The following is a 23,153-nucleotide window of genomic DNA, read 5'->3' on the forward strand; positions in this document are numbered from 1 at the left end:
ATCCTCGATGCCCAGCCGTTTGAAGGTTTATCTGATACAGGTGACTGCAGGTCTATGCGTGAGCACCTCGTTGTTTGGGGCACCGAACAGTGAACACTACACGCTGCTCAGCCGTTCGAAGGCCGGAGCAATGGAGGTTCGACTGGATGAATCCCAACGGCAATGGATAAAGCAAAAACAAGAACTGACGCTCGGGACGTCGGCCCCGGACTACCCCCCTTTCGACCTGACCACCAGTGGGCAGGACTATGAAGGGTTTACTGCCGATTACGCGGGTCTTCTGGAAAAAATAACCGGTTTGCCCGTCAAGGTTCAGCGTTTCGATTCCCGAGGGGCCGCGATCGCTGCACTGGAAAGCGGCGAAGTCGATCTGCTAGGCACCGCGAATGGATTCGAAGCTGGCAATGCCGACATTGCACTGTCGATACCCTATGCCGTCGACCAGCCCGTATTGGTGACCCGCGAAGGGGAAACCCGATCCCTCACCGATGGCCTGGCCGGATTGCGCCTGAGCATGGTGTATCACTACTTGCCGCTGACGGAAGTCAGGGCGTTGTACCCGAAGGCGATCATCACGTCCTATCCCTCCTACCAGAATGCAATCAACGCCGTTGCTTTCGATCAGGCGGACGTGTTTCTCGGTGACACCATTTCAACTCACTACATGATCAACAAGGGATACTTGAACAATATCCGGATGGCCAACTTCGGCAAACATGAAGCCTATGGTTTCAGCTTCGCCGTTAACAGGAACAACCCCGAGCTGCTTGGCATCATCAACGCGACGATCACGGCCATCCCCTCCAGTGAACGAGAAAACATCGCCAAACGCTGGAGCGCCGGCAGCGACATTCTGCTGACCGATCAAAAGTTGCAACTCACTGAACGGGAAGAACGCTGGCTGGCACGCCACCCGATAGTGCGCGTCGTCGTCAACGAAGCCTTTGCGCCACTGACGTTTTTCGATAGCAACGGCAACTTTCGCGGGGTCACCGCAGATTTGCTTGAGCTGATCAGACTGCGCACCGGCTTGCGCTTTGACATCCGGCACAGTCGGAGCGATGACGAGATGATCAAACAGATCAAGGACAACAAGGCCGATGTGATCGCCGCGTTGCTTCCCAGCGCGCAACGTCAAACCCAACTGAACTTTACCCGACCCTTTCTGGAAAATTCCTACGTCCTGCTGACCCGCAAAGCCGCCGACAGCCCGACCAACCTCGTGCAGTTGCAGGACAAGCGCCTGGCCATTGCCCGCGGCAATCCACTCATGGACTACCTGCGCAGAGAATTTCCCCGGATCAAGTTGATCGAAGCCCCGGACACCTTCAGCGCCGTAGAGTTACTCGCCGGAGGCCAGGCCGAGGGCGCGGTGAACTCACTGATCATTGCCAATTACTTCATTTCGTCGCGACTGTTCGAGCACACACTGCAAATCAGCACCACCATCGGCACCGAGCAGGCAGCGTTTTCCCTTGCCACTGCTCAGGGCGCCAAAGAGCTGAACGCGATTCTCGACAAGGCGTTACTAAGCATCTCGCCGGAAGAGCTGGGCATCATCAACAGCCGTTGGCGCGGCTATTCGGCGTCTTCGCAAAACACCTGGCGCAACTATCAACGACTGTTCTATCAGATCGTCATCGGTGCCGGCTTGCTGTTGCTGATTTCCATTGCGTGGAACGACTACATGCGACGCCAGATCAAGCAACGCAAGGCTGCCGAGCGTGCGTTGAACGATCAGTTCGAGTTCATGCGATCGCTGGTCAATGGCACGCCCCATCCGATCTATGTACGTGATCGCCAGGGGCTACTGCAAAGTTGCAACGACAGTTACCTGCAAGCGTTCAGTGCCAGGCGTGAAGATGTCATCGGCAAAAGTGTCATGCAGGGCTCGATGAGCAATGTATTCGAAGCCCGGGAGTACCAGGCTGACTACCAACGCGTGGTGGCCGAGGGCAGGCCTTTGATCGTCGATCGCGAACTGCACATTGGCGGCCGGCGGCTGACGATCTATCACTGGATTCTTCCCTATCGGGATTCCAGCGCAAAAGTGCAAGGCATTATCGGTGGCTGGATCGATATCAGCGAACGGCGGCAACTGCTCGATGATCTGCGTTGCGCGAAAGAACGTGCCGATAACGCAAACCGGGCCAAAAGCACGTTTCTAGCCACGATGAGCCATGAGATCCGCACGCCGATGAATGCAATCATCGGCATGCTTGAACTGACACTCAAGCGTCTTGATCATCAGCACCCGGAGCGTGCGGCCATTGATGTCGCGTACAACTCGGCGAAAGGGTTGCTGGAGCTGATTGGCGACATTCTAGACATTGCCAGAATCGAATCAGGACGCTTGAGCCTGAGCCCGGAGCGCGTTATTGCGGGTGAACTCGTAGCCTCGGTCGTGCGGATTTTCGATGGCCTGGCCCGACAGAAGGAGCTCGAGCTGGTACTGGAGTTCTCACCGGCCAACCCGACCTTCGATGTGTTGCTGGACCCTTTGCGCTTCAAGCAAGTGCTGTCCAACCTGATCAGCAATGCCATCAAGTTTACCGAGCAAGGTCAGGTCCGGGTCATTGTCGATCTGCAGCCGGCAACGCAATCCGGGCGCGTGCAGATGCAGGTGCAGGTTCACGACAGTGGTATCGGGATCAGCGAACAGGATCAACAGCACCTGTTCGAACCCTTCGCCCAGGCCGACAACGCCATGCAATCGGCCAGGGGGGGCGCAGGGCTGGGGCTGGTGATCAGCCGCAACCTCTGCGAGATGATGGGCGGCAGTCTGCAATTGCGCAGCGAGCCGGGCGTCGGCACTCAAGTGGAGGTGTTGCTGCTGCTGGAAACGTTGCCGCTGCAACAGTCAGCCCAGGTGGCCGAAACGCAAATCATCGTCGCCACAACCCCGTTGAGTGTGCTGGTAGTCGACGATCACCCGGCCAATCGCTTGCTCACGTGCCAGCAACTGGAGTTTCTTGGACATCGATTTACCGTCGCGGCCGATGGCCAGGAGGGACTGGATGCATGGAAAGACCAGCCGTTTGATCTGGTGATCGCCGATTGCAACATGCCGGTCATGAACGGTTACGAGCTGGCCCGCGCCATTCGCCAGCATGAACGACAAAACCATCGTCCTCCTTGCACCGTTCTCGGCTTTACTGCCAACGCGCAACCGGAAGAAGTACAGCGCTGCAAACAGGCGGGAATGGACGACTGCCTGTTCAAACCCCTCAGCCTCGGTGCCTTGAGTCAATGGGTGGAAGGCATTGGGCCCACCCAGACAACCCCGGCGTTCAACCTGCACGGGTTGAAACTGATGACCGGAGGCAACCCGATGTTGAACCGGCGATTGCTCAACGAGTTAGTGAATAGCAACCGCCAGGATCTGCAAACACTGTTGGCACTATCCAGCTCAGGGGATACGCAGGCGCTGCAGGACATTGCCCACAAAATCAAAGGCGCAGCCCGGATAGTGCAGGCATCCCGCTTGATCGACCGCTGCGAGGCACTCGAAGCAGCCTGCCATGAGGATTTCGATCGCGAAAATGTGGCTGCATGCTGCAAATCCATGGAGTGCGCCATGCTTGAACTGGAGGACGCGTTACTACGTCAGATCGAGCATTACGACGAAGGCAAAGTGACAGAGCCTTGACGATGCCTGGCCCCTCGGCAGTGCGTTGACCATCATGGAGAAAACCGGCGTCAGGCCTGCTGCTCAAGGCAGGCCCGGGGTCTTGATCAGCAGTCGGTCAGCCGCAGGAAAATCGCCGCCAGATGTTCGATTCCTGCCTGGTCCTGTGCAGTGAAACGCGCCAGTTTCGGACTGTCGAGATCGAGCACGCCGATCAATCGGCCGTCCTTGACCAGCGGCACCACCAGTTCGCTGTTCGAGGCGCTGTCGCAGGCAATGTGACCGGGAAACGCGTGCACATCTTCGACCAACTGAGTCTGCAAGGTGGCTGCCGCTGTCCCGCATACGCCGCGACCGAATGGAATCCGCACGCAAGCAATCTGCCCCTGAAACGGCCCCAGCACCAGTTCTTCATGGCGGTTGAGGTAGAAGCCGGCCCAGTTCAAGTCATCGAGCTGATTGAACAGAAACGCCGAGAACTGCGCGGCATTGGCGATGAAATCCCGCTCGTCCGCCAGCAAGGACTCCAGTTGCGCGTGCAGCATGCCGTAGCCCTCGAGGCCCTGGCCGCTCTTTTGTAAATCGATCATGCCTTGTGCTCCAACAGTTTCAGCCCGACCCAATAACGGGCAAATTGATAAGCGCAACGTCCATTGCGATTGCCCCGGCCGGTGGCCCAGCGTACCGCCAGAATGTCCAGTTCCTCGGTGCGCTGCCACGCCAGTCCGGCCTTGCCGGCCAACTGGCCGATCCAGTGTTCGACGACGTCGAGGAAGTGTTCCTGGGTAAACGGATAGAACGACAGCCACAGGCCGAAGCGGTCCGACAGCGCGATCTTGTCTTCCACCGCCTCGCTTGGATGCAATTCGCCGTCGACCCGTTTCCAGTTTTCGTTGTCGCTTTCCTTTTCCGGCACCAAGTGGCGACGGTTGGACGTGGCGTACAGCAAAACGTTGTCCGGCGCCTGTTCCAGCGAGCCATCGAGGACGCTTTTGAGCACTCGGTAATCACCCTCGCCCGACTCGAAGGAAAGGTCATCGCAAAACAGCACGAAACGCTGGGGCAGTTTGCCGATCTGTTCGACCACTCGCGGCAGGTCTGCCAGGTGATCACGTTCAATCTCGATCAAGCGCAAACCGGCTTGGGCGTGCTCGGCCAACAAGGCGCGCACCAGTGACGACTTGCCCGTGCCGCGCGAGCCCCAGAGCAAGGCGTGGTTGGCCGGCATGCCATCGAGAAACTGTCGGGTATTGCGCCCAAGCTGCTCGACTTGCCGGTCGACGCCGATCAGGTCCGACAGGCGCATGTCGAGGCAGACCTCCAGCGGCATCAGATAACCGCCGCGCGACTCACGCTGCCAGCGCGCGGCCAGGCATTGCGTCCAGTCGATGGCTGGCCGGGGGGCCGGCAGCAACGGCTCGATACGGGCCAGAACGGCATCGGCGCGTTCAAGAAAAGCATTCAATCGGGAATCCACGACTTCTCCTCGGGCACGTTCACGGTAATGATGGTGATACAGCGACGAAACACAGCGTCACACAAGCGGCGGCCCCCGCAGTACTGGCCTCGCGAGAACATCAACAGGCAGGCATGATCGACTATGCTTGAGCAGCGAAAGGAAACGGAAGTGGTTCACCCCTCCATGGACATCAAATTCACCAACCGGCTGTCATTCAAGCAAGCCCGGCTTACCGTGCTGGTCGGTTTCATTCTGGGCACGCTGCTCAGCCTGCTGCAAATAGGCATCGATTATGCCAGTGAAGACGCCTCCATCAATCGTGAAATCCTTTCATTACTGGAAATCAGCCACAACCCGGCCTCGCGAATTGCCTACAACATCGACGCCGAACTCGCCAAGGAACTGACTCTGGGCCTGCTGCGCTCGCCAGCGATCACTGGTGTGAAACTGACCGACAACAACGGCACCGTGCTGGCCAGCGTCAAGCGACCCGGTGTGGAAAACGGATACCGGATGCTCAGTGACTTCCTGTTCGGTGCCAACCGACAGTTCGAAGACCGGCTTTACCTGGATCATTTACCCAACGAATCCCTGGGTACGCTGCGACTGAACGTCGATACTTACGCTTTCGGCGACCGGTTCCTGCGCCGGGCCGAAGTGACCCTGCTCAATGGTTTCGCCCGCAGCCTGCTGCTGTCCGGCATCCTGCTGGCGCTGTTCTATGTGATGCTGACCAAACCCCTGGTGCGGGTCATCCGTGAACTCAGCGGTCGCGACCCGAGCAGCACCGAGCCGACCTCACTGGAGTGTCCCGCCGGGCACGCCGACGATGAGATCGGCGTGTTGGTCAAGGTTGCCAACCAGCAATTCAAAAACATCGCCACCGAAATCCAGCAGCGGCGCAATGCGGAAAACCGCCTGACCGAGTATCTCGGCCAACTGGAAAATATCGTCTCGGCCCGCACTGCCGAACTCAACGCGATCAATGCCCGGCTGAGCCAATCCAACGAGGAACTGGAAGTCGCTCGCAGCACAGCACTGGACATGGCCGACGCCCGCTCGGTGTTCCTGGCCAACATGAGCCATGAAATCCGCACGCCCCTCAATGGCTTGCTCGGGATGATCGCGCTGTCCCTCGACGGGCCGCTGACTGCCGAACAACAGCAACAGCTGTCCATCGCCCATGACTCGGGCAAAGTGCTGGTGGAATTGCTCAACGATATTCTCGACTTGTCGAAGTTCGATGCCGGTCAACTCGAACTCGAACACATCCCCTTCGACCTCGGTTCGCTGATCGAAGACACTGCCAACCTGTTATCGCAGAACGCCGCCCCCAGCGTCGAACTGACCTGCCTGATCGATCCGAATTTCCCGACACTCGTGCTCGGCGATCCGACCCGGGTGCGGCAGATCGTCAGTAATCTGCTGTCCAACGCCCTCAAGTTCACCCGTTTCGGGCGTGTCGACGTGCGCCTGTCGACATTCGGGGACGGCGTCAGAATCGAAGTGTGTGACACCGGCATCGGAATCCCTCTGGATGCCCAAGTGAAAATTTTCCAGCCTTTCACTCAGGCCGGCGCCGGTATTACCCGCCAATTTGGCGGCACCGGGCTGGGCCTGGCGCTGACCTACAACCTTTGCGAAGCCATGCAAGGGCGCCTGACGATCGACTCCGAGCCGGGTTTTGGCAGCCAGTTCTGCGCGGACTTGCCATTACCCAGCCATACCCGTGCAATGCCTGCTGTTTCGCTCAAGGGCAAAGTCATCGCCATCACGGCCGCCAGCAGCGGGCTGGGCGAACTGCTGAACGGCCTGTTGCCTGGCTGGGGACTGGACTACGAACGGCGCTCCATGGATGACCCACTGTTTGGCCTGGCGGCCGACGTGCTCATCACCGACTGCCCCGAGTGCCTGTTCAATTTGCGCCCCACCCTCAGCGCGCCGATCCTGCTGGTTACCGCTTATGGCAATTTCATGCCCAGCGAAGAGGTCAATGCCCTCGCCCCCTTGCAACAGCAGGCCCGCCCCCTGGCACGCAATACGCTGCATCAGTTGCTGCGGCGAATCCTGCAACCGCAAACCCACCCGATCAACAATGCCCCACTCGACGCGCAAAGCCCGCCGCGCCGCGGGCGCGTGCTGCTGGTGGAAGATAATCCGGTCAACCAACTGGTGGCCAAGGGCATGCTCGGTAAACTCGGCTGCGAGGTGACCACCGCGGCCCATGGTGCCGAAGCCCTGGATCAACTCGAACAACGGGAATTCGATCTGGTGCTGATGGACTGCAACATGCCCGTGATGGACGGCTATGAGGCCAGCCGGCAAATCCGCCGCAGCGGACGCTGGCCCCAACTGCCCATCGTCGCCCTGACGGCCAACGCCATGTCGGAAGAGCGCGAACGCTGTCGTGCCGCGGGCATGAGTGACTACCTGGCCAAACCCTTCCGGCGGGAAGAACTGGCTGCCCTGCTGGACTTGTGGATCTGCGCTACGTCAGCGCCTTGATCTGTCCCAACAAGTGATCGAGACCATCGCGCAAATCGTTGAGACGGTTCAGATCGACCCCGCTGTCGCACAACAGGCGGGCCTTGAGTGGCCCTACCTGATCGCGCAGGGCCGTGCCGGCTGGCGACAGGCTCAGATGCACTTCACGCTCATCGCGCGCCGAACGCTGACGCTGCACCAGTTGCAGTTGTTCGAGGCGCTTGAGCAACGGTGTCAGCGTGCCGGAATCCAGGGCCAGACGCTCGCCCAGCGCCTTGACGGTCGGCTGCTCCGGGGGCGCTTGCTGCCACTCCCACAGCACCAGCATCGCCAGGTACTGAGGGTAAGTCAGGCCCAACTGATCGAGCATTGGCTTGTAGGCGCGAATGACCGCCCGGGAAGCGGCGTACAGCTTGAAACACAGCTGGCTGTCGAGCTTCAGGGAATCGACTGACAAGGTATTCATTTGAGCAGGGCTTCGATCTCGCGGGTCAGGTCCTGCGGCTTGGTCGCCGGGGCGAAGCGCTTGACCAGTTGCCCGTCCTTGCCGATCAGGAACTTGGTGAAGTTCCACTTGATGCCTTGGGAACCCAGCACACCCGGTGCGCGCTTTTTCAATTGCACGAACAGCGGATGGGCGTCGGCACCGTTTACGTCGATCTTTTTGAACAACGGGAAGCTGACACCGAAGTTCAGTTCGCAGAATTCGGAGATCGCCCCTTCATTGCCCGGCTCTTGTTTACCGAACTGGTTGCAGGGAAAACCGAGCACCACCAGGCCCTGGTCCTTGTAGGTCTGCCACAGTTCTTCCAGGCCTTTGTACTGCGGAGTGAAACCGCATTTGCTGGCCGTGTTGACCACCAGCACGGCCTTGCCGGCGAAATCCGCCAGGGTCTTTTGCTCACCCTTGATGGTGGTGCAAGGGATGCTCAGCAGGTTGTCGCTCATGTTTGAGGGTCCGAGTGGATGGGAGATATAACAAAATAGCGAGCAATTGAATTGAGTGCAATTTAATTAATCAAAACGCTGACCAACTGTAGGAGCTGCCGAAGGCTGCTCCTACAGGGCTTGCATTACGCGCGGGGCACCAGGTCCAGGCACACCGAGTTGATGCAATAGCGCAGACCGGTCGGCGGCGGACCATCGGGGAATACATGCCCCAGGTGCGCGTCGCATTTGGCGCAGACCACTTCGGTGCGGATCATGCCGTGGCTGACATCACGGATTTCGGTCATGGCGCTGTCGCCGATCGGCGCGTAGAAACTTGGCCAGCCGCAGCCGGAGTCGAACTTGGTCCGGGAGTCGAACAACGGCTCGTTACAGCAGATGCAGTGGTAGATACCGTCGGTCTTGGTGGCGTTGTATTTGCCGGAAAACGGACGTTCGGTGCCTTTGAGGCGGCACACGTTGTACTGCTCTGGGTCGAGCATCGCCTTCCATTCTTCCAGGGTTTTTTCCAACTTTTCCATCATCACACCTCAGCGGCTGAAAAAGCCCGATCTGTACCTTTTCCACGGATCGGGCGGCACGTATGATTGCGCCTCGTCAAACGCCAGTCTGGCAGCCAGTCCACGCGCATTCAAACGGAAATATGGGTGCTGCATCTCAAGGCGTCAGGCCTGTGTGAATACGCAGGATTCCCAGCACGGTTGTCCAAACGCCGTCTGGATCGTTCATTTTCGGGAACACATCGCCATGCAGGTCAGCAAATCGAACAAGCTCGCCAACGTCTGCTACGACATTCGCGGCCCGGTGCTCAAGCACGCCAAGCGCCTGGAAGAGGAAGGCCATCGCATCCTCAAGCTGAACATCGGCAACCCGGCGCCCTTTGGTTTCGAAGCACCGGATGAAATCCTCCAGGACGTGATCCGCAACCTGCCGACCGCCCAGGGCTATAGCGACTCCAAGGGCCTGTTCAGTGCGCGCAAGGCCGTAATGCAGTACTACCAGCAAAAGCAGGTGGAAGGCGTCGGCATTGAAGACATTTACCTGGGCAACGGCGTTTCCGAACTGATCGTGATGTCGATGCAGGCCCTGCTCAACAATGGCGACGAAGTGCTGGTACCGGCGCCGGACTATCCGTTGTGGACCGCAGCCGTGAGCCTGTCCGGCGGCAATCCGGTGCATTACCTGTGCGACGAGCAAGCCAACTGGTGGCCGGACCTGGCCGACATCAAGGCCAAGATCACCCCGAACACCAAGGCCCTGGTGATCATCAACCCGAACAACCCGACCGGCGCGGTGTATTCGAAGGAAGTGCTGCTGGGCATGCTGGAACTGGCCCGCCAGCACAATCTGGTGGTGTTCTCCGACGAGATCTACGACAAGATTCTCTACGACGATGCCGTGCACATCTGCACCGCCTCCCTGGCGCCGGACCTGCTCTGCCTGACCTTCAACGGTCTGTCCAAGTCCTATCGCGTGGCCGGTTTCCGTTCCGGCTGGATCGCCATTTCCGGCCCGAAACACCACGCCCAGAGCTACATCGAAGGCATCGACATGCTGGCGAACATGCGTCTGTGCGCCAACGTGCCGAGCCAGCATGCGATCCAGACCGCCCTGGGTGGCTATCAGAGCATCAATGACCTGGTGTTGCCGCAGGGCCGCCTGCTGGAACAACGCAACCGCACCTGGGAGTTGCTCAACGACATTCCGGGCGTGAGCTGCGTCAAGCCGATGGGCGCGCTATATGCGTTCCCGCGGATCGACCCCAAGGTCTGCCCGATCCATAACGACGAAAAATTCGTCCTGGACCTGCTGCTCTCCGAGAAGCTGCTAGTGGTACAAGGCACCGCCTTCAACTGGCCATGGCCAGACCACTTCCGCGTCGTGACCCTGCCGCGTGTCGATGACCTGGAGATGGCCATCGGACGCATCGGCGGCTTCCTCAAGTCCTACCGCCAGTAAACGATCTGTCACCGTGCGACGCCCCCGAACGTCGCACGGTGATTCATCCGGCAACATTTGTTTGCATTGCGCCACTGGCAGTCGCTTTGTCACTGCCGGACAGCGCCTTGCCTGCTCGCGCCTAACAAAGGCTGGGCCTTCGACACGAATTGACTGACAAACACTTCCCGCATACTTGTCGGAAATGCCCTGCAAGCAGCTAGACTGTTGCCGTAGGACACAGTTTGAAATAGTCACCCGGTTGAATACCCCAGTGCAGCACCTTATATACCCCGCAGTACGCTACATCTTTAGCATGAGGAGATTTCTACAACCATGATGCGCATCCTGCTGTTCTTGGCCACTAACCTGGCGGTCGTGCTGATTGCCAGCATCACCCTGAGCCTTTTCGGCTTCAACGGGTTCATGGCGGCCAATGGGGTTGATCTCAACCTCAATCAGCTGCTGATTTTCTGTGCGGTCTTTGGTTTCGCAGGTTCCTTGTTCTCGCTGTTCATCTCCAAGTGGATGGCGAAAATGAGTACCAGCACCCAGATCATCACCCAGCCGCGCACCCGTCACGAGCAATGGCTGCTGCAAACCGTAGAGCAACTGTCCCGTGAAGCCGGGATCAAGATGCCCGAAGTCGGTATCTTCCCGGCCTACGAGGCGAACGCCTTCGCTACCGGCTGGAACAAGAACGACGCATTGGTCGCGGTCAGCCAGGGTTTGCTCGAGCGCTTCTCGCCGGATGAAGTGAAAGCTGTCCTGGCCCACGAAATCGGTCACGTGGCCAATGGCGACATGGTTACCCTGGCGTTGATCCAAGGCGTGGTGAACACCTTCGTGATGTTCTTCGCACGGATCATCGGCAATTTCGTCGACAAGGTGATCTTCAAGAACGAAGAAGGCCAGGGCATTGCCTACTACGTGGCGACCATCTTCGCCGAACTGGTTCTGGGCATCCTGGCCAGCGCCATCGTCATGTGGTTCTCGCGCAAGCGCGAATTCCGTGCCGATGAAGCCGGTGCGAACCTGGCCGGCACCGCCGCGATGATTGGCGCCCTGCAACGCCTGCGGGCGGAACAGGGGCTACCGGTGCACATGCCCGACACCCTGAACGCCTTTGGCATCAACGGTGGCATCAAGCAAGGGTTCGCTCGCATGTTCATGAGCCACCCGCCGCTGGAAGAGCGTATCGACGCACTGGCTCGTCGCCGGGGCTAAGAGGCTCCACAGCAAACAAAAAAGGCCCGCAGCGATGCGGGCCTTTTTTTGTCGGCTAATTATTGGTATGTGTGAGGGCCTCATCGCGAGCAGGCTCACTCCTACAGGTGATTTGTGAACGATGCAGACCCCTTGCAGGAGCGAGCCTGCTCGCGATGAGGCCAGAACTGTCGCTACAAATTACCGCGTGGAAACCCGATACACCCGCTCCTCAAGCCGCGTAACACCCGCCTCCAGGAATTTCCCGCCTTCACTCAACACATCCTGATCCTCGAGGATCTTCAGCGTCCACGAGTCCCCGAACAACCGCCGCACCTCATCATCGAGCACAGCAAACGGCGGGCCGGGCATTTGCGCCTGGTCATAGTCCAGGGTAATCACCAGGCCAAGGGACTCCTTCGGCAGTATCCGCTTCAAATGGGCGGCGTAGCGCTCGCGCATTTCCGCCGGCAACGCGATCAACGCCGCGCGATCATAAAGCGCGGAGCAATCGGCAACATCGCCTGCCGTCAGCTCGAAGAAATCGCCGCACCACAGCTCAATGGAACCTGCCCGATAAACCTTGAACGGCCCCTGCTCGCTGACGGCCGGATCAAAGCCATGTTCGCTGAAAAACTCCTCGACGGCTTTTTCCGACAGTTCGACTCCCAAGACCTCATGGCCTTGATGGGCGAGCCATAGCAAATCCAGGCTTTTTCCACATAACGGCACCAACACGCGTGCGCCTTCTTCAAGGCTTAACGCTGGCCAGAACCGCTTCAGATGAGGGTTCACCTGCGGCAGGTGAAAGCCGATCTGGTTCGCCGCCCACTTTTTGTGCCAAAACTCCGGCTGCATAAATAACCCCGAAAATTCGATCAAAACACCCTAAAACTTATATTAGATTTAGATTAATGATCTGACTGAAGATGTTGCATCTTAACTCTCAGGAGCTCATTCATGTTCCCCAGCCTGTACATATCCCACGGCTCCCCCATGCTCGCCCTGGAACCCGGCGCCAGCGGGCCGGCACTCGCCCGCCTGGCCGCCGAGATACCGAAGCCAAAAGCCATCGTGATTGTTTCCGCACACTGGGAAAGCAATGAGCTGCTGGTCAGCGGCAATCCACAACCGGAAACCTGGCATGACTTCGGTGGCTTTCCCAAAGCTCTGTTCGAAGTGCAGTACCCAGCCCCAGGTGACCCACGACTCGCCGCAGAGGTTGCCGAATTATTGAAAACCGCTGGCTTTCCAGCACGCATCGACAGCAATCGGCCTTTCGACCATGGCGTCTGGGTACCTTTATCGCTGATGTACCCGCAGGCAGACATTCCGATTGTCCAGGTTTCGCTGCCCACCCGCGGCGGCCCCACCCTGCAGACCCGCGTTGGCCACGCGCTGGCCAGCCTGCGCGAGCACGGAGTCCTGCTGATCGGCTCAGGCAGTATCACCCACAACCTGCGGGAACTGGATTGGCATGCCGGCCCCGAGAGTGTTGAGCCCTGGGCCCTGGCATTTCGCGACTGGATGATCGAGAAGCTCGCAGCGAACGACGAAGCTGCGCTGCACGACTATCGCGCGCAAGCACCGAATGCTGTGCGTAACCATCCCAGCGACGAGCACTTGTTGCCGCTGTACTTTGCCCGTGCCGCCGGGGGGCAGTTCGGGATTGCCCACCAGGGGTTCACCATGGGCGCGCTGGGGATGGACATCTACCGCTTCGGCTGACAGACAGACCGCGTCGCGGGCTTGCTCGCGAAGGGCGGCGACACAAATCAGCAGGCAAAAAAAATCCCCGAACCAGTCGGGGATTTTTTATGTTCGATCAATCAACCCAAGAGCGGATCAATCTTCGCGATAACGACGCAGCTTCAACTGCTTGCCGGCAACGCGAGTGTCCTTCAGCTTGGTCAGCAACTTCTCAAGACCATCTTCCGGCAGCTCAACGAGGCTGAAGCTGTCACGCACCTGGATGCGACCGATCGCTTCACGTGCCAGACCACCTTCGTTGAGGATGGCGCCCAGCAGGTTCTTGGCAGCGATACCGTCACGCGCGCCCAGCGCGGTACGGCAACGTGCACGGCCTTCGCCCAGTGGCATCGGAGCACGACGCTCGCGGTCACTACGCTCAGGACGATCACCGGAACGCTCTGGACGATCGCCACGCGGTGCATTGTTCGGCACCAGTGGACGCTCTTTCTCGATTGCAGCCAGGGTCAGCGCTTGAGCGTTGGTTGCCTTGCGCAGCAGGGCTGCGGCCAGGGCACGCGGGCTGCAACCGATGTCGGCAGTCAGGCGATCGAGCAGATCACCGTGAGTCGATTCGGCATCGGCCACCAGCGGCGACAGGCTGTTGGTCAGCTTCTTGATGCGCGCATCCAGAACAGCTTGAGCGTCTGGCAAGCGAACTTCAGCAACCTTTTGACCGGTTACACGCTCGATCACTTGCAGCATGCGGCGCTCACGCGGAGTCACCAGCAGCAGTGCACGACCTTCGCGACCGGCACGGCCGGTACGGCCGATACGGTGAACGTAGGACTCCGGGTCGTACGGCATGTCAACGTTGAACACGTGAGTGATGCGCGGAACGTCCAGGCCACGAGCAGCAACGTCGGTCGCCACAACGATGTCCAGACGGCCATCCTTGAGGGAGTCGATCACGCGCTCACGCTGGTTCTGGGCGATGTCACCGTTCAGCGCAGCGGCTTTGTAGCCTTTGGCTTCCAGGGCACTGGCCAGATCCAGGGTCGCTTGCTTGGTGCGCACGAACATGATCAGGGCGTCGAAATCTTCCACTTCCAGCAAGCTGAGAACGGCGGATGTCTTCTGGTCAGCGTGAACCAACAGGTGAGCCTGTTCGATCGCGGTAACGGTCTGGGTCTTGGTCTGGATCTTCACGTGTTGCGGATCGCGCAGGTGGCGTTCGGCAATGGCACGGATCGACTGCGGCAAGGTAGCCGAGAACAATACGGTCTGACGGGTTGCAGGCAGAGCCTTGAAGATAACTTCCAGGTCGTCCATGAAACCCAGCTTGAGCATTTCGTCGGCTTCGTCGAGAACCAGATGGTTCACGGTCGCCAGTACTTTTTCGTCGCGACGCAGGTGGTCGCACAGACGCCCCGGAGTAGCGACAACGATCTGTGCGCCATTACGGATTGCTTTCAGTTGTGGGCCCATCGGCGCGCCGCCGTAGACAGCCACAACAGTTACGCCCGGCATTTGCTTGGCGTAGGTTTCGAAAGCGGTTGCAACTTGTAGCGCCAACTCACGAGTTGGGGCCAGGATCAGGGCTTGCGGTTCGCGCTTTGCAGGATCGATGCGATGCAGGATCGGCAGGGCGAACGCAGCGGTTTTACCCGTACCGGTTTGCGCCTGACCAATCATGTCGTGACCGGCCATGATGATCGGGATCGATTGCTGCTGAATAGCCGATGGTTCTTCGTAGCCAGTCGCGGTGACGGCTGCAAGAATATTCGGATTAAGATTAAAAGCGGCGAAGCCGCCGGTTTCCTGGGTCATGGGTCTGCCTCTAAGTGCATCCGCAAAGACCCATGCTCCAAAGCTGCGCGTGCCGTGTTGAGACTCAAGAGTCGCCCTGGCAGCTTTGTCGGCGGGGATTTGCGAAAACGAATGAATGAAAAGAATCGTCAAGGGAGAGTCCGCAGTACGGACGTGCAGCCGAAGCTGACTTCGGGGAATTGCTCTACCTAAACGCGGCCCGGCTAAAGGCCGGCGCGCACTATACCGGAATTTGCCCAAAAAGGGAGCTTTTTTTATCGGAAATCCACCTGATACACCGTTGTGTCACAGGCTTTGCGAATAATCGGTCAGCCGTCTACTTTTCAAAGGCCCGGCCTTGCGGGTGATGGCGCTAAAACGGTTCACCCTTTGCCGTGCAGACCGCCGGTCCGGCACGCCTTTCCCACCCCGAGGATCACTCCATGAATCAGCCCAGCACCAGTCGAGTCAGCCGCGAACGGCATGGTCATGTGTTCATGATCGGTCTGGATCGGGTAGCCAAGCGCAATGCCTTCGATCTCGACCTGCTCAACGCATTGAGCCTGGCCTATGGCGAGTTCGAAGCCGACAGCGAGGCGCGCGTGGCGGTGGTGTTCGCTCATGGCGAGCACTTTACCGCCGGGCTCGACCTGGTCGATGCCAGCGTTACACTCGCCGAAGGCTGGCAGGTGCCCGCTGGCGGCTGTGATCCGTGGGGGGTGTTCGCTGGCCCCAGGGTCAGCAAACCGGTAATCGTCGCCGCCCAGGGCTATTGCCTGACCATCGGCATCGAGTTGATGCTGGCCGCCGATATCAACCTGTGCGCCAGCAACACCCGGTTCGCGCAGATGGAAGTGCAACGCGGGCTCTTCCCGTTCGGCGGCGCCACCCTGCGCCTGCATCAAGTCTCCGGTTGGGGCAATGCCATGCGCTGGTTGTTGACCGGTGATGAATTCGACGCCCGTGATGCCTTGCACCTGGGTCTGGTGCAGGAAGTCATGGCCAGTGAAGACTTGCTGCCCCGGGCGATTGAACTGGCCGAGCGGATCGCCCGGCAGGCGCCGCTCGGCGTTCAAGCGACGCTGATGTCTGCGCGACAGGCCCGGTATGAAGGGGAAACCGCTGCTGCACAAGCATTGCCTCTGCTAGTCAAGAAGTTGATGGCTAGCGAGGATGTCAAAGAAGGTGTGCGGTCGATGGTGGAGAAGCGGCCTGGAGTGTTCAAAGGTTGCTGAAAGTCTGTGTAGGAGCTGCCGAAGGCTGCGATCTTTGATATTGCTTTTGAAGATCAAAAGATCGCAGCCTTCGGCAGCTCCTACAAGGGGATCTGTGCTCCTCAGGTAGCCGGGCGAATGCACTTGATCAATGACTGCAACGAATACCCCAAGCGCGGCCCCAGCGCTTCGGCGCGGGCGATCAGGCCGTCCATGTCCAGTTCCTGATCCAGCTCCGACGGCACGATCAGAATCACGTTGCCCTCCTTCACCGGCAGCTCCCAGTAATGTCGGTGGTACAAACCACGCAACAACGCGGCGCCCAAGGGTTTGCCATCGTCGGTAGCCCACTGATTGATGACCAGCCAGCCACCCGAATTCAATCGCTTCTGGCAGTTTTCCAGAAAGCTCCAGGCCAGATGCCCGACACCCGGACCGACATCGGTATAAAGGTCGACGAAAATCAGGTCGGCCGACTCAGCCGTGTCGAGCAGTTCCAGGGCATCGCCAACGCGGATGTACAGGCGCGGATCGTCATCCAGCCCCAGGTACTCGATGGCCAGACGCGGTACGTCCGGGCGCAGTTCGATGGCTTCGACATCTTCCAGCGGCAGGAACTTGAGGCAGGCCTGAGTCAGAGTACCGGCGCCGAGACCGAGAAACAGCGCACTTTCCGGTTGCTCGTGGCACAACGCGCCGATCAGCATCGCCCGGGTGTAGTCGTACTCGAGCCAGCTCGGATCGGCCGTGAACACGCAGCTTTGCTCGATGGCATCACCGAACTCGAGAAAACGGTAATCGGCCACTTCCAGCACACGAATCACGCCGAACTCGTCCTGTACCTCGGCGAGCAGATGCTCGACGCGCTCCTCAGTCATTTCATCTCCTGATCGTCACCGGGGCCGGTAACGCAATAACACCGCGTATAGAGAGCGGCAAAGGCGAGATTGTCGGCGAAGCGACGGGAACAGGTCACGCACTAATTTGCTGATAACATGGAGGTCCGAGCGAAAACACTAGAGACCGTGATGAGCCAACCCTGGAGCCCTGACAGCTGGCGCGCCCTGCCGATCCAGCAACAACCCCAATACCCCGACGCCGCGCATTTGCAGCAGGTCGAACAGACTCTGGCCAGCTATCCACCACTGGTGTTTGCCGGTGAAGCCCGGGAGTTGCGCCGTCAGTTTGCCGAGGTGACCCAAGGCCGCGCGTTTCTGTTGCAGGGTGGCGACTGCGCCGAAAGCTTCGCCGAATTCTCCGCGGCGAAAATCCGCGACACCTTCAAAGTGTTGTTGCAGATGGCGATCGTGATGACTTTTGCCGCCGGCTGCCCGGTGGTCAAGGTCGGGCGCATGGCCGGGCAGTTCGCCAAGCCCCGCTCGGCCAACGACGAAACCATCGATGGCGTGACCCTGCCAGCCTATCGTGGCGACATCGTCAACGGCATCGGTTTCGACGAAAAAAGCCGCGTGCCGGACCCGGAGCGCCTGTTGCAGTCCTATCACCAGTCCACTGCCACCTTGAACCTGTTGCGCGCGTTCGCCCAGGGCGGTTTTGCCGATCTGCATCAGGTGCACAAGTGGAACCTGGACTTCATTGCCAACTCGGCACTGGCAGAAAAGTACAGCCACCTGGCCGACCGCATCGATGAAACCCTGGCGTTCATGCGTGCCTGCGGCATGGACAGTTCGCCGCAATTGCGTGAAACCAGTTTCTTCACCGCCCACGAAGCGCTGCTGCTGAACTACGAAGAAGCTTTCGTACGTCGCGACAGCCTGACCAACGATTACTACGACTGCTCGGCCCACATGCTGTGGATCGGCGACCGTACGCGCCAGCTCGACGGCGCTCACGTCGAATTCCTGCGCGGGGTGAACAACCCGATCGGGGTCAAGGTTGGCCCGAGCATGAACCCCGACGACCTGATTCGCTTGATCGACGTGCTCAACCCGGACAACGACCCGGGTCGCCTGAACCTGATCGCGCGGATGGGCGCGAACAAGGTCGGCGATCACTTGCCGCAGCTGATCCGCGCCGTCGAGCGGGAAGGCAAGCAAGTGCTGTGGAGTTCCGACCCGATGCACGGCAATACGATCAAGGCCAGCAGCGGCTACAAGACTCGCGACTTCGCGCAGATCCTTGGCGAAGTGAAGCAGTTCTTCCAGGTACACGAAGCCGAAGGCAGCTATGCCGGTGGTATCCATATCGAAATGACCGGGCAGAACGTGACCGAATGCATCGGTGGTGCGCGGCCGATTACCGAAGACGGCTTGTCGGATCGCTACCACACCCATTGCGACCCGCGGATGAATGCCGATCAGTCGCTGGAGCTGGCGTTTTTGATTGCTGAAACGCTGAAGCAGGTTCGGCGCTAAATCCCGTCGCCTTCATCGCGAGCAAGCTCGCTCCCACATTGGACCGCGTTCCCCTGTGGGAGCGAGCCTGCTCGCGAAGGGGCCTGCTCAGTCACCATCAATCTGTGCCAATGCCACCCGCAACCTTGCCGCACTCGCTCGTGGGCAATTCAGCTGAACATGCGCCAACCCCAGCCAATCCGCCATCTGCCGCAGATTGACCGCCAACGCCAGCATCCCCTCGTCATCCAGCCCCGCTTCCTCCTCATGCACTGCATGCACCGCCAAACCTCCAGCCTCCCGCTCGGCGCGCAGATCGACTCGCGCGGCAATCCGTTCGTTGTGCAAAAAAGGCAGGACGTAGTAGCCATAAACGCGCTTGTCCTGTGGCGTGTAGATCTCCAGCCGATAACGGAAATCAAACAGCCGCTCGGTCCGGCTGCGCTCCCAGATCAGCGAATCGAACGGTGAAAGCAAGGCACTGGCCGCGACTTTGCGCGGCACTTTTGGCTCGGGCAGACAATAGGCCGGTTGCCGCCAGCCCTCAACTTCGCAGGTCAGCAACTCACCGGCCTCGACCAACTCAGCCAATCGTGGGCGACTGTCCGCAGGGTTCAAGCGGAAATAGTCGCGCAAGTCCTTCTCCGTACCGACACCCAGGGCCGTTACCGCATGCCGCAACAGGCCGCGCTGGGCTTCCTCTTCGCCCAGAATGGGTTGTGCAAGCACCGCCGTGGGAATCACCCGCTCCGGCAGATCGTAGAGCCTTTCGAATCCGCGCCGTCCGGCAACAGTCACTTCACCGGCGGCGAACAACCATTCCAGCGCATGCTTTTCCGCGCTCCAGCCCCACCAGGGACCGGCCCGTTCCTGACGGGTCGACAGGCTCCCGGCACCCAGCGCGCCCCGCTGCTCAACTGAAGCCAGCACCCGGCGAATGGTGTCTTGTTGTTCGCGACCAAAACGCGCCAGTTGCTCATAAATGTCTTCGCCACGGCTCGCACGCTGCATGCGCCAACGCATCAACGGGTACATGGAAAGAGGCAATAACGAGGCTTCATGGCCCCAGTACTCGAACAACGTACGGTGCCGGCCCTGACTCCAGGCAGCCTGGTCGAGTAAACCGGAAGAATAGTTACCGAGGCGGGAAAACAGCGGAAGGTAGTGCGAACGCACCAATGCATTGACTGAATCGATCTGCAAAATGCCCAGCCGTTCGATCAGGCGATTGAGCGCAGCAGCCTTGATCGCCGCTGGCGGCTGCCGCCCGTTGAACCCTTGGGCGGACAGCGCCAGACGCCGAGCCTGTTTGAGGGTAAAGGACAATGTTGCGGGCATGGGCGTCTCCTTGTCTGCTCGCAACCTACCTCACCGGTAAGGGGTTTGTGTAGCTTGGGACTCATCATTTATGCATCGGGTCATTCCAGAACGGTTTGATCGACTCGTTCTCCACATCCGCACGGCTCATGCCGATGTCCTTGAGTGCTTCGTCGCTCAAGCTCGCCAGCATTTCGCGCTCGCGATGCAGTTCGTACCAGCGGCTGACCTTGTGCAGCAGATCGGATATCACGTGAATCGAGTGTTTTTCTGCACCGTGGAATTCATGTTGACCTTTCATCTTGTTGCCCTCCGTTTGGATGGCTCCAGTCTCGCGCCGGGTCTAAGATCAATCCAACGAATGTTTCTGATGTCACATATCTCGGAGATTGATGGATGTCTGCCTACCCGAGTATCGATACCGAAGTGTTGCGCACCTTCGTCGCCATCGCCGACCAGGGCGGCTTTACCCGCGCCGGTGAAATGGTCAACCGTACCCAGTCAGCCGTCAGCATGCAGATGAAACGGCTGGAAGAAGATGTGCTGCAGCGCCAGTTGTTCCAGCGCGACGGGCGGCAGGTGCGGCTGACGGCCGAAGGCCAGGTGTTGCTGGGCTATGCGCGACGGATCCTCAAGCTGCACAGCGAAGTGTTCAACACCCTGCGCGAACCCGACATGGTCGGCACTGTGCGCATCGGCACGCCGGACGATTATGTGATGCGGTTCCTCCCGGGGATTCTGCGCCGATTTGCCCAGTCCTACCCGCTGATTCAGATCGAGGTGCACTGCGAATCATCCAAACAACTGCTGATGCGCCAGGACCTGGACCTGTCCATCGTGACCCGCGAACCGGGCAGCGAAATCGGCCAACTGTTGCGCAAGGAGCGTTTTGTCTGGGCCGAGGCGCAATGCTACAGCGCCCATGAACAGACGCCGTTGCCGCTGGCGATGTTCAACAGTGATTGCTTCTGCCGCCTGTGGGCCTGTAATGCACTCGATGCCATGGGTCGCGATTACCGGGTGGCGTACAACAGCGACAGCCTGTCGGCGATCATGGCGGTGGTCAGCGCCGGCCTGGCCGTCACCGCGCAACTTGAAAGCCTGATTACCACGGACATGCGCATCCTCGGTGAGGCCGAGGATCTGCCGCTGCTGCCCGAGGCCAGCATCATGCTCGTGCGCAACCTGCATAACCCGTCGCCGATCACCGAGTGTCTGGCCGAGCACATTGTCGAAGGTTTCAAACCTTGAAGGCGAGCATCGCCGAACAGAACACCAGGAACCCGCAAAACAGCCCGCGCAGCAGCCGCTCCGGCAATGCGTGGGCAACCTTCACGCCCCAACTGATGCTCATCAGCCCGCCGACCGCCAAGGGTAAGCCGATCACCCAACTGACCTGATGGTGCACGGCGTAAGTCACCAGCGTCACTCCGGTACTCGGCAAGGCCAGCGCCAACGACAACCCCTGCGCAACCACCTGGCTGGTGCCGAACAGGCTGGTCAGCACCGGCGTCGCCACCACCGCGCCCCCCACGCCGAACAACCCGCCCATCGTGCCGGATGCAGCGCCAAGCACGCCAAGCCAGGGCCATGAATAGTTCATCTGCGAAACCGGCGCAGCACTGGCGGCGAACATGCGAACGAGGTTGTACGCCGACAGTGCGACCAGAAACGCGACAAAACCTATGCGCATGGTTTGCGCATCAATGCCCACCGCCCAGATCGACCCGAGCCAGGCGAAGCAGAACCCCATGATGGCCAGCGGTAGCGCGTGGCGCAGCTCGATCCGGTTGCGCTGATGATAGCGCCACAGCGCCAGCATCACGTTCGGCACCACCATCACCAGTGCTGTGCCTTGGGCAATCTGCTGATCGAGCCCAAACAGCACGCCCAGCAGCGGAATGGCGATCAGGCCGCCGCCGATGCCAAACAACCCGCCGAGCGTGCCCAAGGCAGCGCCGAACGCCAGATACATCAAGAACTCAATCACAGCATTTTCCCCGTTGCCGTCAGGCCTTTGATCCTACGCAGTTGCTTGTGGCGCGGAAACGCACAGCGACGCACAATGGCTGTGCCAAATTCGCACAAGCGCAAACCTGCCATGAACCCCAATCAACTGACCGACCAACTGGCTTTGTTCCTCGACGTGCTGGAAACCGGCAGTTTTTCCGCCGCCTCGCGCCGTCATCCGCTGACCCCTTCGGCCGTCGCACGGCGTATCGACAGCCTGGAAAGCGCGGTCGGCAGTCAATTGTTCCTGCGCAGCACGCATGCAGTACGCGCCACCCCGGCGGGATTGGCCTTTGCCGAGCGAGCACGGCGGATCGTCGCCGAGTTGCGCCTGGCCCGGGCCGAGGCGGTATCCCTGAGCAGCGTGCCGGAAGGTCTGATTCGTATCGATGCACCAGCAGCCTTTGGGCGCCGGCATCTGGCACCGGTGATTGCCGATTTCCTCATGCTCTATCCCGGGCTCGATGTGCAATTGCACTTGATCGACAGTTTCGTCGACATGCAGGGACAGAACCTCGGCAAGGTCGATCTGGTGCTGCGCGCCGGCCAAATGGCCGACACCCGACTGGTGGCCACGCCGCTGGCGAGCATCGTGCGCATCGCCTGCGCCAGCCCTGAGTATTTGCGGTGTCGCGGCGTACCGACCGATCCGTCACAACTGAATGAACACGACGGACTCGATTGGGATGGCCTGGCCCCGCTATTCGCCTGGCGCTTCGAGCGGGATGGGCAAATGCAGCTGCACCGGCCGGCGCGGGTCCGCATGAGCGCCAACAATGCCGAGGCACTGGTCTGCGGCGCGCTGGCCGGACTGGGTATCGCGCACCTGCCAACCTGGCTGGCCAGCGAGTACCTGTTGCGGGGTGAGTTGCTGCCGTTGTTCTGCGAAAGCGGCCTGCCGAAACCTGAAAGCGCCGGCATCTATGCCTTGCGCCTGGAACAACAACCCAACTCCCGCAGTCGCTTGTTGCTGGAGTACCTGAAAACCCGCTTCAGCCCGGTTCCACCCTGGGATCTGCTGCTGCAAACCCATTTGCAACAGCATTGATCAAATTTATCTGGCGCATTAAAGATTCGCCCGCTAGATTCTTAGGATC

The 23,153-nt window shown here is 59.7% G+C and carries 20 protein-coding genes; 9 read left to right on the forward strand and 11 right to left on the reverse strand.

Features of this window, described 5'->3' with window-relative positions; translation table 11 throughout:
- The first annotated feature begins 7 nt into the window (after positions 1–7).
- Positions 8–3,649: a transporter substrate-binding domain-containing protein gene (locus C8K63_RS27865; protein WP_108219624.1), complete on the forward strand. Its 3,642-nt coding sequence runs from the start codon at positions 8–10 to the stop codon at positions 3,647–3,649.
- 86 nt (positions 3,650–3,735) lie between these two features.
- Here C8K63_RS27865 and C8K63_RS27870 read toward each other — a convergent pair whose 3' ends face one another.
- On the reverse strand, positions 3,736–4,218 hold the full coding sequence (locus C8K63_RS27870; protein WP_108219625.1) for a GAF domain-containing protein: 483 nt from the start codon (positions 4,216–4,218) through the stop codon (positions 3,736–3,738).
- A complete protein-coding gene (locus C8K63_RS27875) occupies positions 4,215–5,105 on the reverse strand; it encodes an ATP-binding protein (RefSeq protein WP_108219626.1) in 891 nt (296 codons plus the stop codon). The genes C8K63_RS27870 and C8K63_RS27875 overlap by 4 nt, the downstream gene beginning before the upstream one ends.
- Before the next feature lie 123 nt (positions 5,106–5,228).
- Between C8K63_RS27875 and C8K63_RS27880 the strand changes: the two genes are divergently transcribed.
- Positions 5,229–7,592: a response regulator gene (locus tag C8K63_RS27880; protein ID WP_108219627.1), complete on the forward strand. Its 2,364-nt coding sequence runs from the start codon at positions 5,229–5,231 to the stop codon at positions 7,590–7,592.
- Here C8K63_RS27880 and C8K63_RS27885 read toward each other — a convergent pair.
- From C8K63_RS27885 to msrB, 3 genes are all read right to left on the reverse strand, one after another.
- Positions 7,576–8,037: a MarR family winged helix-turn-helix transcriptional regulator gene (locus C8K63_RS27885; protein ID WP_108219628.1), complete on the reverse strand. Its 462-nt coding sequence runs from the start codon at positions 8,035–8,037 to the stop codon at positions 7,576–7,578. The two genes, C8K63_RS27880 and C8K63_RS27885, sit on opposite strands and share 17 nt — an antisense overlap.
- A complete protein-coding gene (locus C8K63_RS27890; protein WP_056727098.1) occupies positions 8,034–8,519 on the reverse strand; it encodes a glutathione peroxidase in 486 nt (161 codons plus the stop codon). Before C8K63_RS27890 ends, C8K63_RS27885 begins: the two co-directional genes overlap by 4 nt.
- 125 nt (positions 8,520–8,644) lie before the next feature.
- A complete protein-coding gene (gene msrB, locus C8K63_RS27895) occupies positions 8,645–9,040 on the reverse strand; it encodes a peptide-methionine (R)-S-oxide reductase MsrB (RefSeq protein ID WP_108219653.1) in 396 nt (131 codons plus the stop codon).
- 226 nt (positions 9,041–9,266) lie between these two features.
- Here msrB and C8K63_RS27900 point away from each other — a divergent pair, with 226 nt between their 5' ends.
- Positions 9,267–10,478, forward strand: coding sequence for a pyridoxal phosphate-dependent aminotransferase (locus tag C8K63_RS27900; protein ID WP_007973513.1), 1,212 nt, complete (start codon positions 9,267–9,269; stop codon positions 10,476–10,478).
- Between the two features lie 315 nt (positions 10,479–10,793).
- Positions 10,794–11,684: a protease HtpX gene (htpX, locus tag C8K63_RS27905; RefSeq protein ID WP_007973520.1), complete on the forward strand. Its 891-nt coding sequence runs from the start codon at positions 10,794–10,796 to the stop codon at positions 11,682–11,684.
- A gap of 180 nt (positions 11,685–11,864) precedes the next feature.
- On the opposite strand, the gene C8K63_RS27910 is transcribed toward htpX, so the two are convergent.
- Positions 11,865–12,521, reverse strand: a complete 657-nt coding sequence (locus tag C8K63_RS27910) for a thiopurine S-methyltransferase (RefSeq protein ID WP_108219629.1) — start codon at positions 12,519–12,521, stop codon at positions 11,865–11,867.
- A 102-nt stretch (positions 12,522–12,623) separates the two neighbouring features.
- Between C8K63_RS27910 and C8K63_RS27915 the strand changes: the two genes are divergently transcribed.
- Complete coding sequence (locus C8K63_RS27915) at positions 12,624–13,391, forward strand: class III extradiol ring-cleavage dioxygenase (RefSeq protein ID WP_108219630.1); 768 nt, start codon at positions 12,624–12,626, stop codon at positions 13,389–13,391.
- Positions 13,392–13,508: 117 nt separating this feature from the next.
- Here the strand turns inward: C8K63_RS27915 and C8K63_RS27920 are convergent, their stop codons facing one another.
- Positions 13,509–15,182 (reverse strand): DEAD/DEAH box helicase, encoded by a 1,674-nt coding sequence (locus C8K63_RS27920; RefSeq protein WP_108219631.1) that lies wholly within the window; start codon positions 15,180–15,182, stop codon positions 13,509–13,511.
- A gap of 422 nt (positions 15,183–15,604) precedes the next feature.
- Here C8K63_RS27920 and C8K63_RS27925 point away from each other — a divergent pair, with 422 nt between their 5' ends.
- On the forward strand, positions 15,605–16,396 hold the full coding sequence (locus C8K63_RS27925; RefSeq protein ID WP_108219632.1) for a crotonase/enoyl-CoA hydratase family protein: 792 nt from the start codon (positions 15,605–15,607) through the stop codon (positions 16,394–16,396).
- 101 nt (positions 16,397–16,497) lie between these two features.
- Here the strand turns inward: C8K63_RS27925 and C8K63_RS27930 are convergent, their stop codons facing one another.
- A complete protein-coding gene (locus C8K63_RS27930; protein ID WP_108219633.1) occupies positions 16,498–17,253 on the reverse strand; it encodes a spermidine synthase in 756 nt (251 codons plus the stop codon).
- Positions 17,254–17,403: 150 nt separating this feature from the next.
- On the opposite strand from C8K63_RS27930, the gene C8K63_RS27935 reads away from it, so the two are divergent.
- Positions 17,404–18,750, forward strand: coding sequence for a class II 3-deoxy-7-phosphoheptulonate synthase (locus tag C8K63_RS27935; RefSeq protein WP_108219634.1), 1,347 nt, complete (start codon positions 17,404–17,406; stop codon positions 18,748–18,750).
- 87 nt (positions 18,751–18,837) lie between these two features.
- On the opposite strand, the gene C8K63_RS27940 is transcribed toward C8K63_RS27935, so the two are convergent.
- Both C8K63_RS27940 and C8K63_RS27945 read right to left on the reverse strand, forming a co-directional pair.
- The gene (locus C8K63_RS27940) at positions 18,838–20,067 is read right to left on the reverse strand and encodes a winged helix-turn-helix domain-containing protein (RefSeq protein ID WP_108219635.1); all 1,230 of its coding nucleotides are present in this window, start codon (positions 20,065–20,067) and stop codon (positions 18,838–18,840) included.
- Positions 20,068–20,131: 64 nt separating this feature from the next.
- On the reverse strand, positions 20,132–20,347 hold the full coding sequence (locus C8K63_RS27945; RefSeq protein WP_108219636.1) for a DUF1127 domain-containing protein: 216 nt from the start codon (positions 20,345–20,347) through the stop codon (positions 20,132–20,134).
- Positions 20,348–20,442: 95 nt separating this feature from the next.
- Here C8K63_RS27945 and C8K63_RS27950 point away from each other — a divergent pair, with 95 nt between their 5' ends.
- Positions 20,443–21,297 carry a LysR substrate-binding domain-containing protein gene (locus C8K63_RS27950; protein ID WP_108219637.1) on the forward strand — a complete coding sequence of 285 codons (855 nt, stop codon included), beginning with the start codon at positions 20,443–20,445 and terminating at the stop codon, positions 21,295–21,297.
- On the opposite strand, the gene C8K63_RS27955 is transcribed toward C8K63_RS27950, so the two are convergent.
- Entirely contained in the window at positions 21,287–22,021 is a 735-nt protein-coding gene (locus tag C8K63_RS27955; RefSeq protein WP_108219638.1) for a sulfite exporter TauE/SafE family protein, read from the reverse strand. The genes C8K63_RS27950 and C8K63_RS27955 overlap by 11 nt on opposite strands.
- 126 nt (positions 22,022–22,147) lie before the next feature.
- On the opposite strand from C8K63_RS27955, the gene C8K63_RS27960 reads away from it, so the two are divergent.
- On the forward strand, positions 22,148–23,104 hold the full coding sequence (locus C8K63_RS27960; RefSeq protein WP_108219654.1) for a LysR family transcriptional regulator: 957 nt from the start codon (positions 22,148–22,150) through the stop codon (positions 23,102–23,104).
- Positions 23,105–23,153 lie beyond the last annotated feature (49 nt).

The organism is Pseudomonas sp. GV085, from assembly GCF_003050925.1.
Lineage (GTDB): Bacteria > Pseudomonadota > Gammaproteobacteria > Pseudomonadales > Pseudomonadaceae > Aquipseudomonas.

What these genes read in the sequence shown, in the direction of transcription:
- C8K63_RS27865 (WP_108219624.1), top strand. Translation starts at nt 8, where the DNA reads ATGCCCAGCCGTTTGAAGGTTTATCTGATACAGGTGACTGCAGGTCTA.
- C8K63_RS27870 (WP_108219625.1), bottom strand. Translation starts at nt 4,218, where the DNA reads ATGATCGATTTACAAAAGAGCGGCCAGGGCCTCGAGGGCTACGGCATG.
- C8K63_RS27880 (WP_108219627.1), top strand. Translation starts at nt 5,229, where the DNA reads ATGCTTGAGCAGCGAAAGGAAACGGAAGTGGTTCACCCCTCCATGGAC.
- C8K63_RS27885 (WP_108219628.1), bottom strand. Translation starts at nt 8,037, where the DNA reads ATGAATACCTTGTCAGTCGATTCCCTGAAGCTCGACAGCCAGCTGTGT.
- C8K63_RS27890 (WP_056727098.1), bottom strand. Translation starts at nt 8,519, where the DNA reads ATGAGCGACAACCTGCTGAGCATCCCTTGCACCACCATCAAGGGTGAG.
- msrB (WP_108219653.1), bottom strand. Translation starts at nt 9,040, where the DNA reads ATGGAAAAGTTGGAAAAAACCCTGGAAGAATGGAAGGCGATGCTCGAC.
- C8K63_RS27900 (WP_007973513.1), top strand. Translation starts at nt 9,267, where the DNA reads ATGCAGGTCAGCAAATCGAACAAGCTCGCCAACGTCTGCTACGACATT.
- htpX (WP_007973520.1), top strand. Translation starts at nt 10,794, where the DNA reads ATGATGCGCATCCTGCTGTTCTTGGCCACTAACCTGGCGGTCGTGCTG.
- C8K63_RS27910 (WP_108219629.1), bottom strand. Translation starts at nt 12,521, where the DNA reads ATGCAGCCGGAGTTTTGGCACAAAAAGTGGGCGGCGAACCAGATCGGC.
- C8K63_RS27915 (WP_108219630.1), top strand. Translation starts at nt 12,624, where the DNA reads ATGTTCCCCAGCCTGTACATATCCCACGGCTCCCCCATGCTCGCCCTG.
- C8K63_RS27920 (WP_108219631.1), bottom strand. Translation starts at nt 15,182, where the DNA reads ATGACCCAGGAAACCGGCGGCTTCGCCGCTTTTAATCTTAATCCGAAT.
- C8K63_RS27925 (WP_108219632.1), top strand. Translation starts at nt 15,605, where the DNA reads ATGAATCAGCCCAGCACCAGTCGAGTCAGCCGCGAACGGCATGGTCAT.
- C8K63_RS27930 (WP_108219633.1), bottom strand. Translation starts at nt 17,253, where the DNA reads ATGACTGAGGAGCGCGTCGAGCATCTGCTCGCCGAGGTACAGGACGAG.
- C8K63_RS27935 (WP_108219634.1), top strand. Translation starts at nt 17,404, where the DNA reads ATGAGCCAACCCTGGAGCCCTGACAGCTGGCGCGCCCTGCCGATCCAG.
- C8K63_RS27940 (WP_108219635.1), bottom strand. Translation starts at nt 20,067, where the DNA reads ATGCCCGCAACATTGTCCTTTACCCTCAAACAGGCTCGGCGTCTGGCG.
- C8K63_RS27945 (WP_108219636.1), bottom strand. Translation starts at nt 20,347, where the DNA reads ATGAAAGGTCAACATGAATTCCACGGTGCAGAAAAACACTCGATTCAC.
- C8K63_RS27950 (WP_108219637.1), top strand. Translation starts at nt 20,443, where the DNA reads ATGTCTGCCTACCCGAGTATCGATACCGAAGTGTTGCGCACCTTCGTC.
- C8K63_RS27955 (WP_108219638.1), bottom strand. Translation starts at nt 22,021, where the DNA reads ATGTATCTGGCGTTCGGCGCTGCCTTGGGCACGCTCGGCGGGTTGTTT.
- C8K63_RS27960 (WP_108219654.1), top strand. Translation starts at nt 22,148, where the DNA reads ATGAACCCCAATCAACTGACCGACCAACTGGCTTTGTTCCTCGACGTG.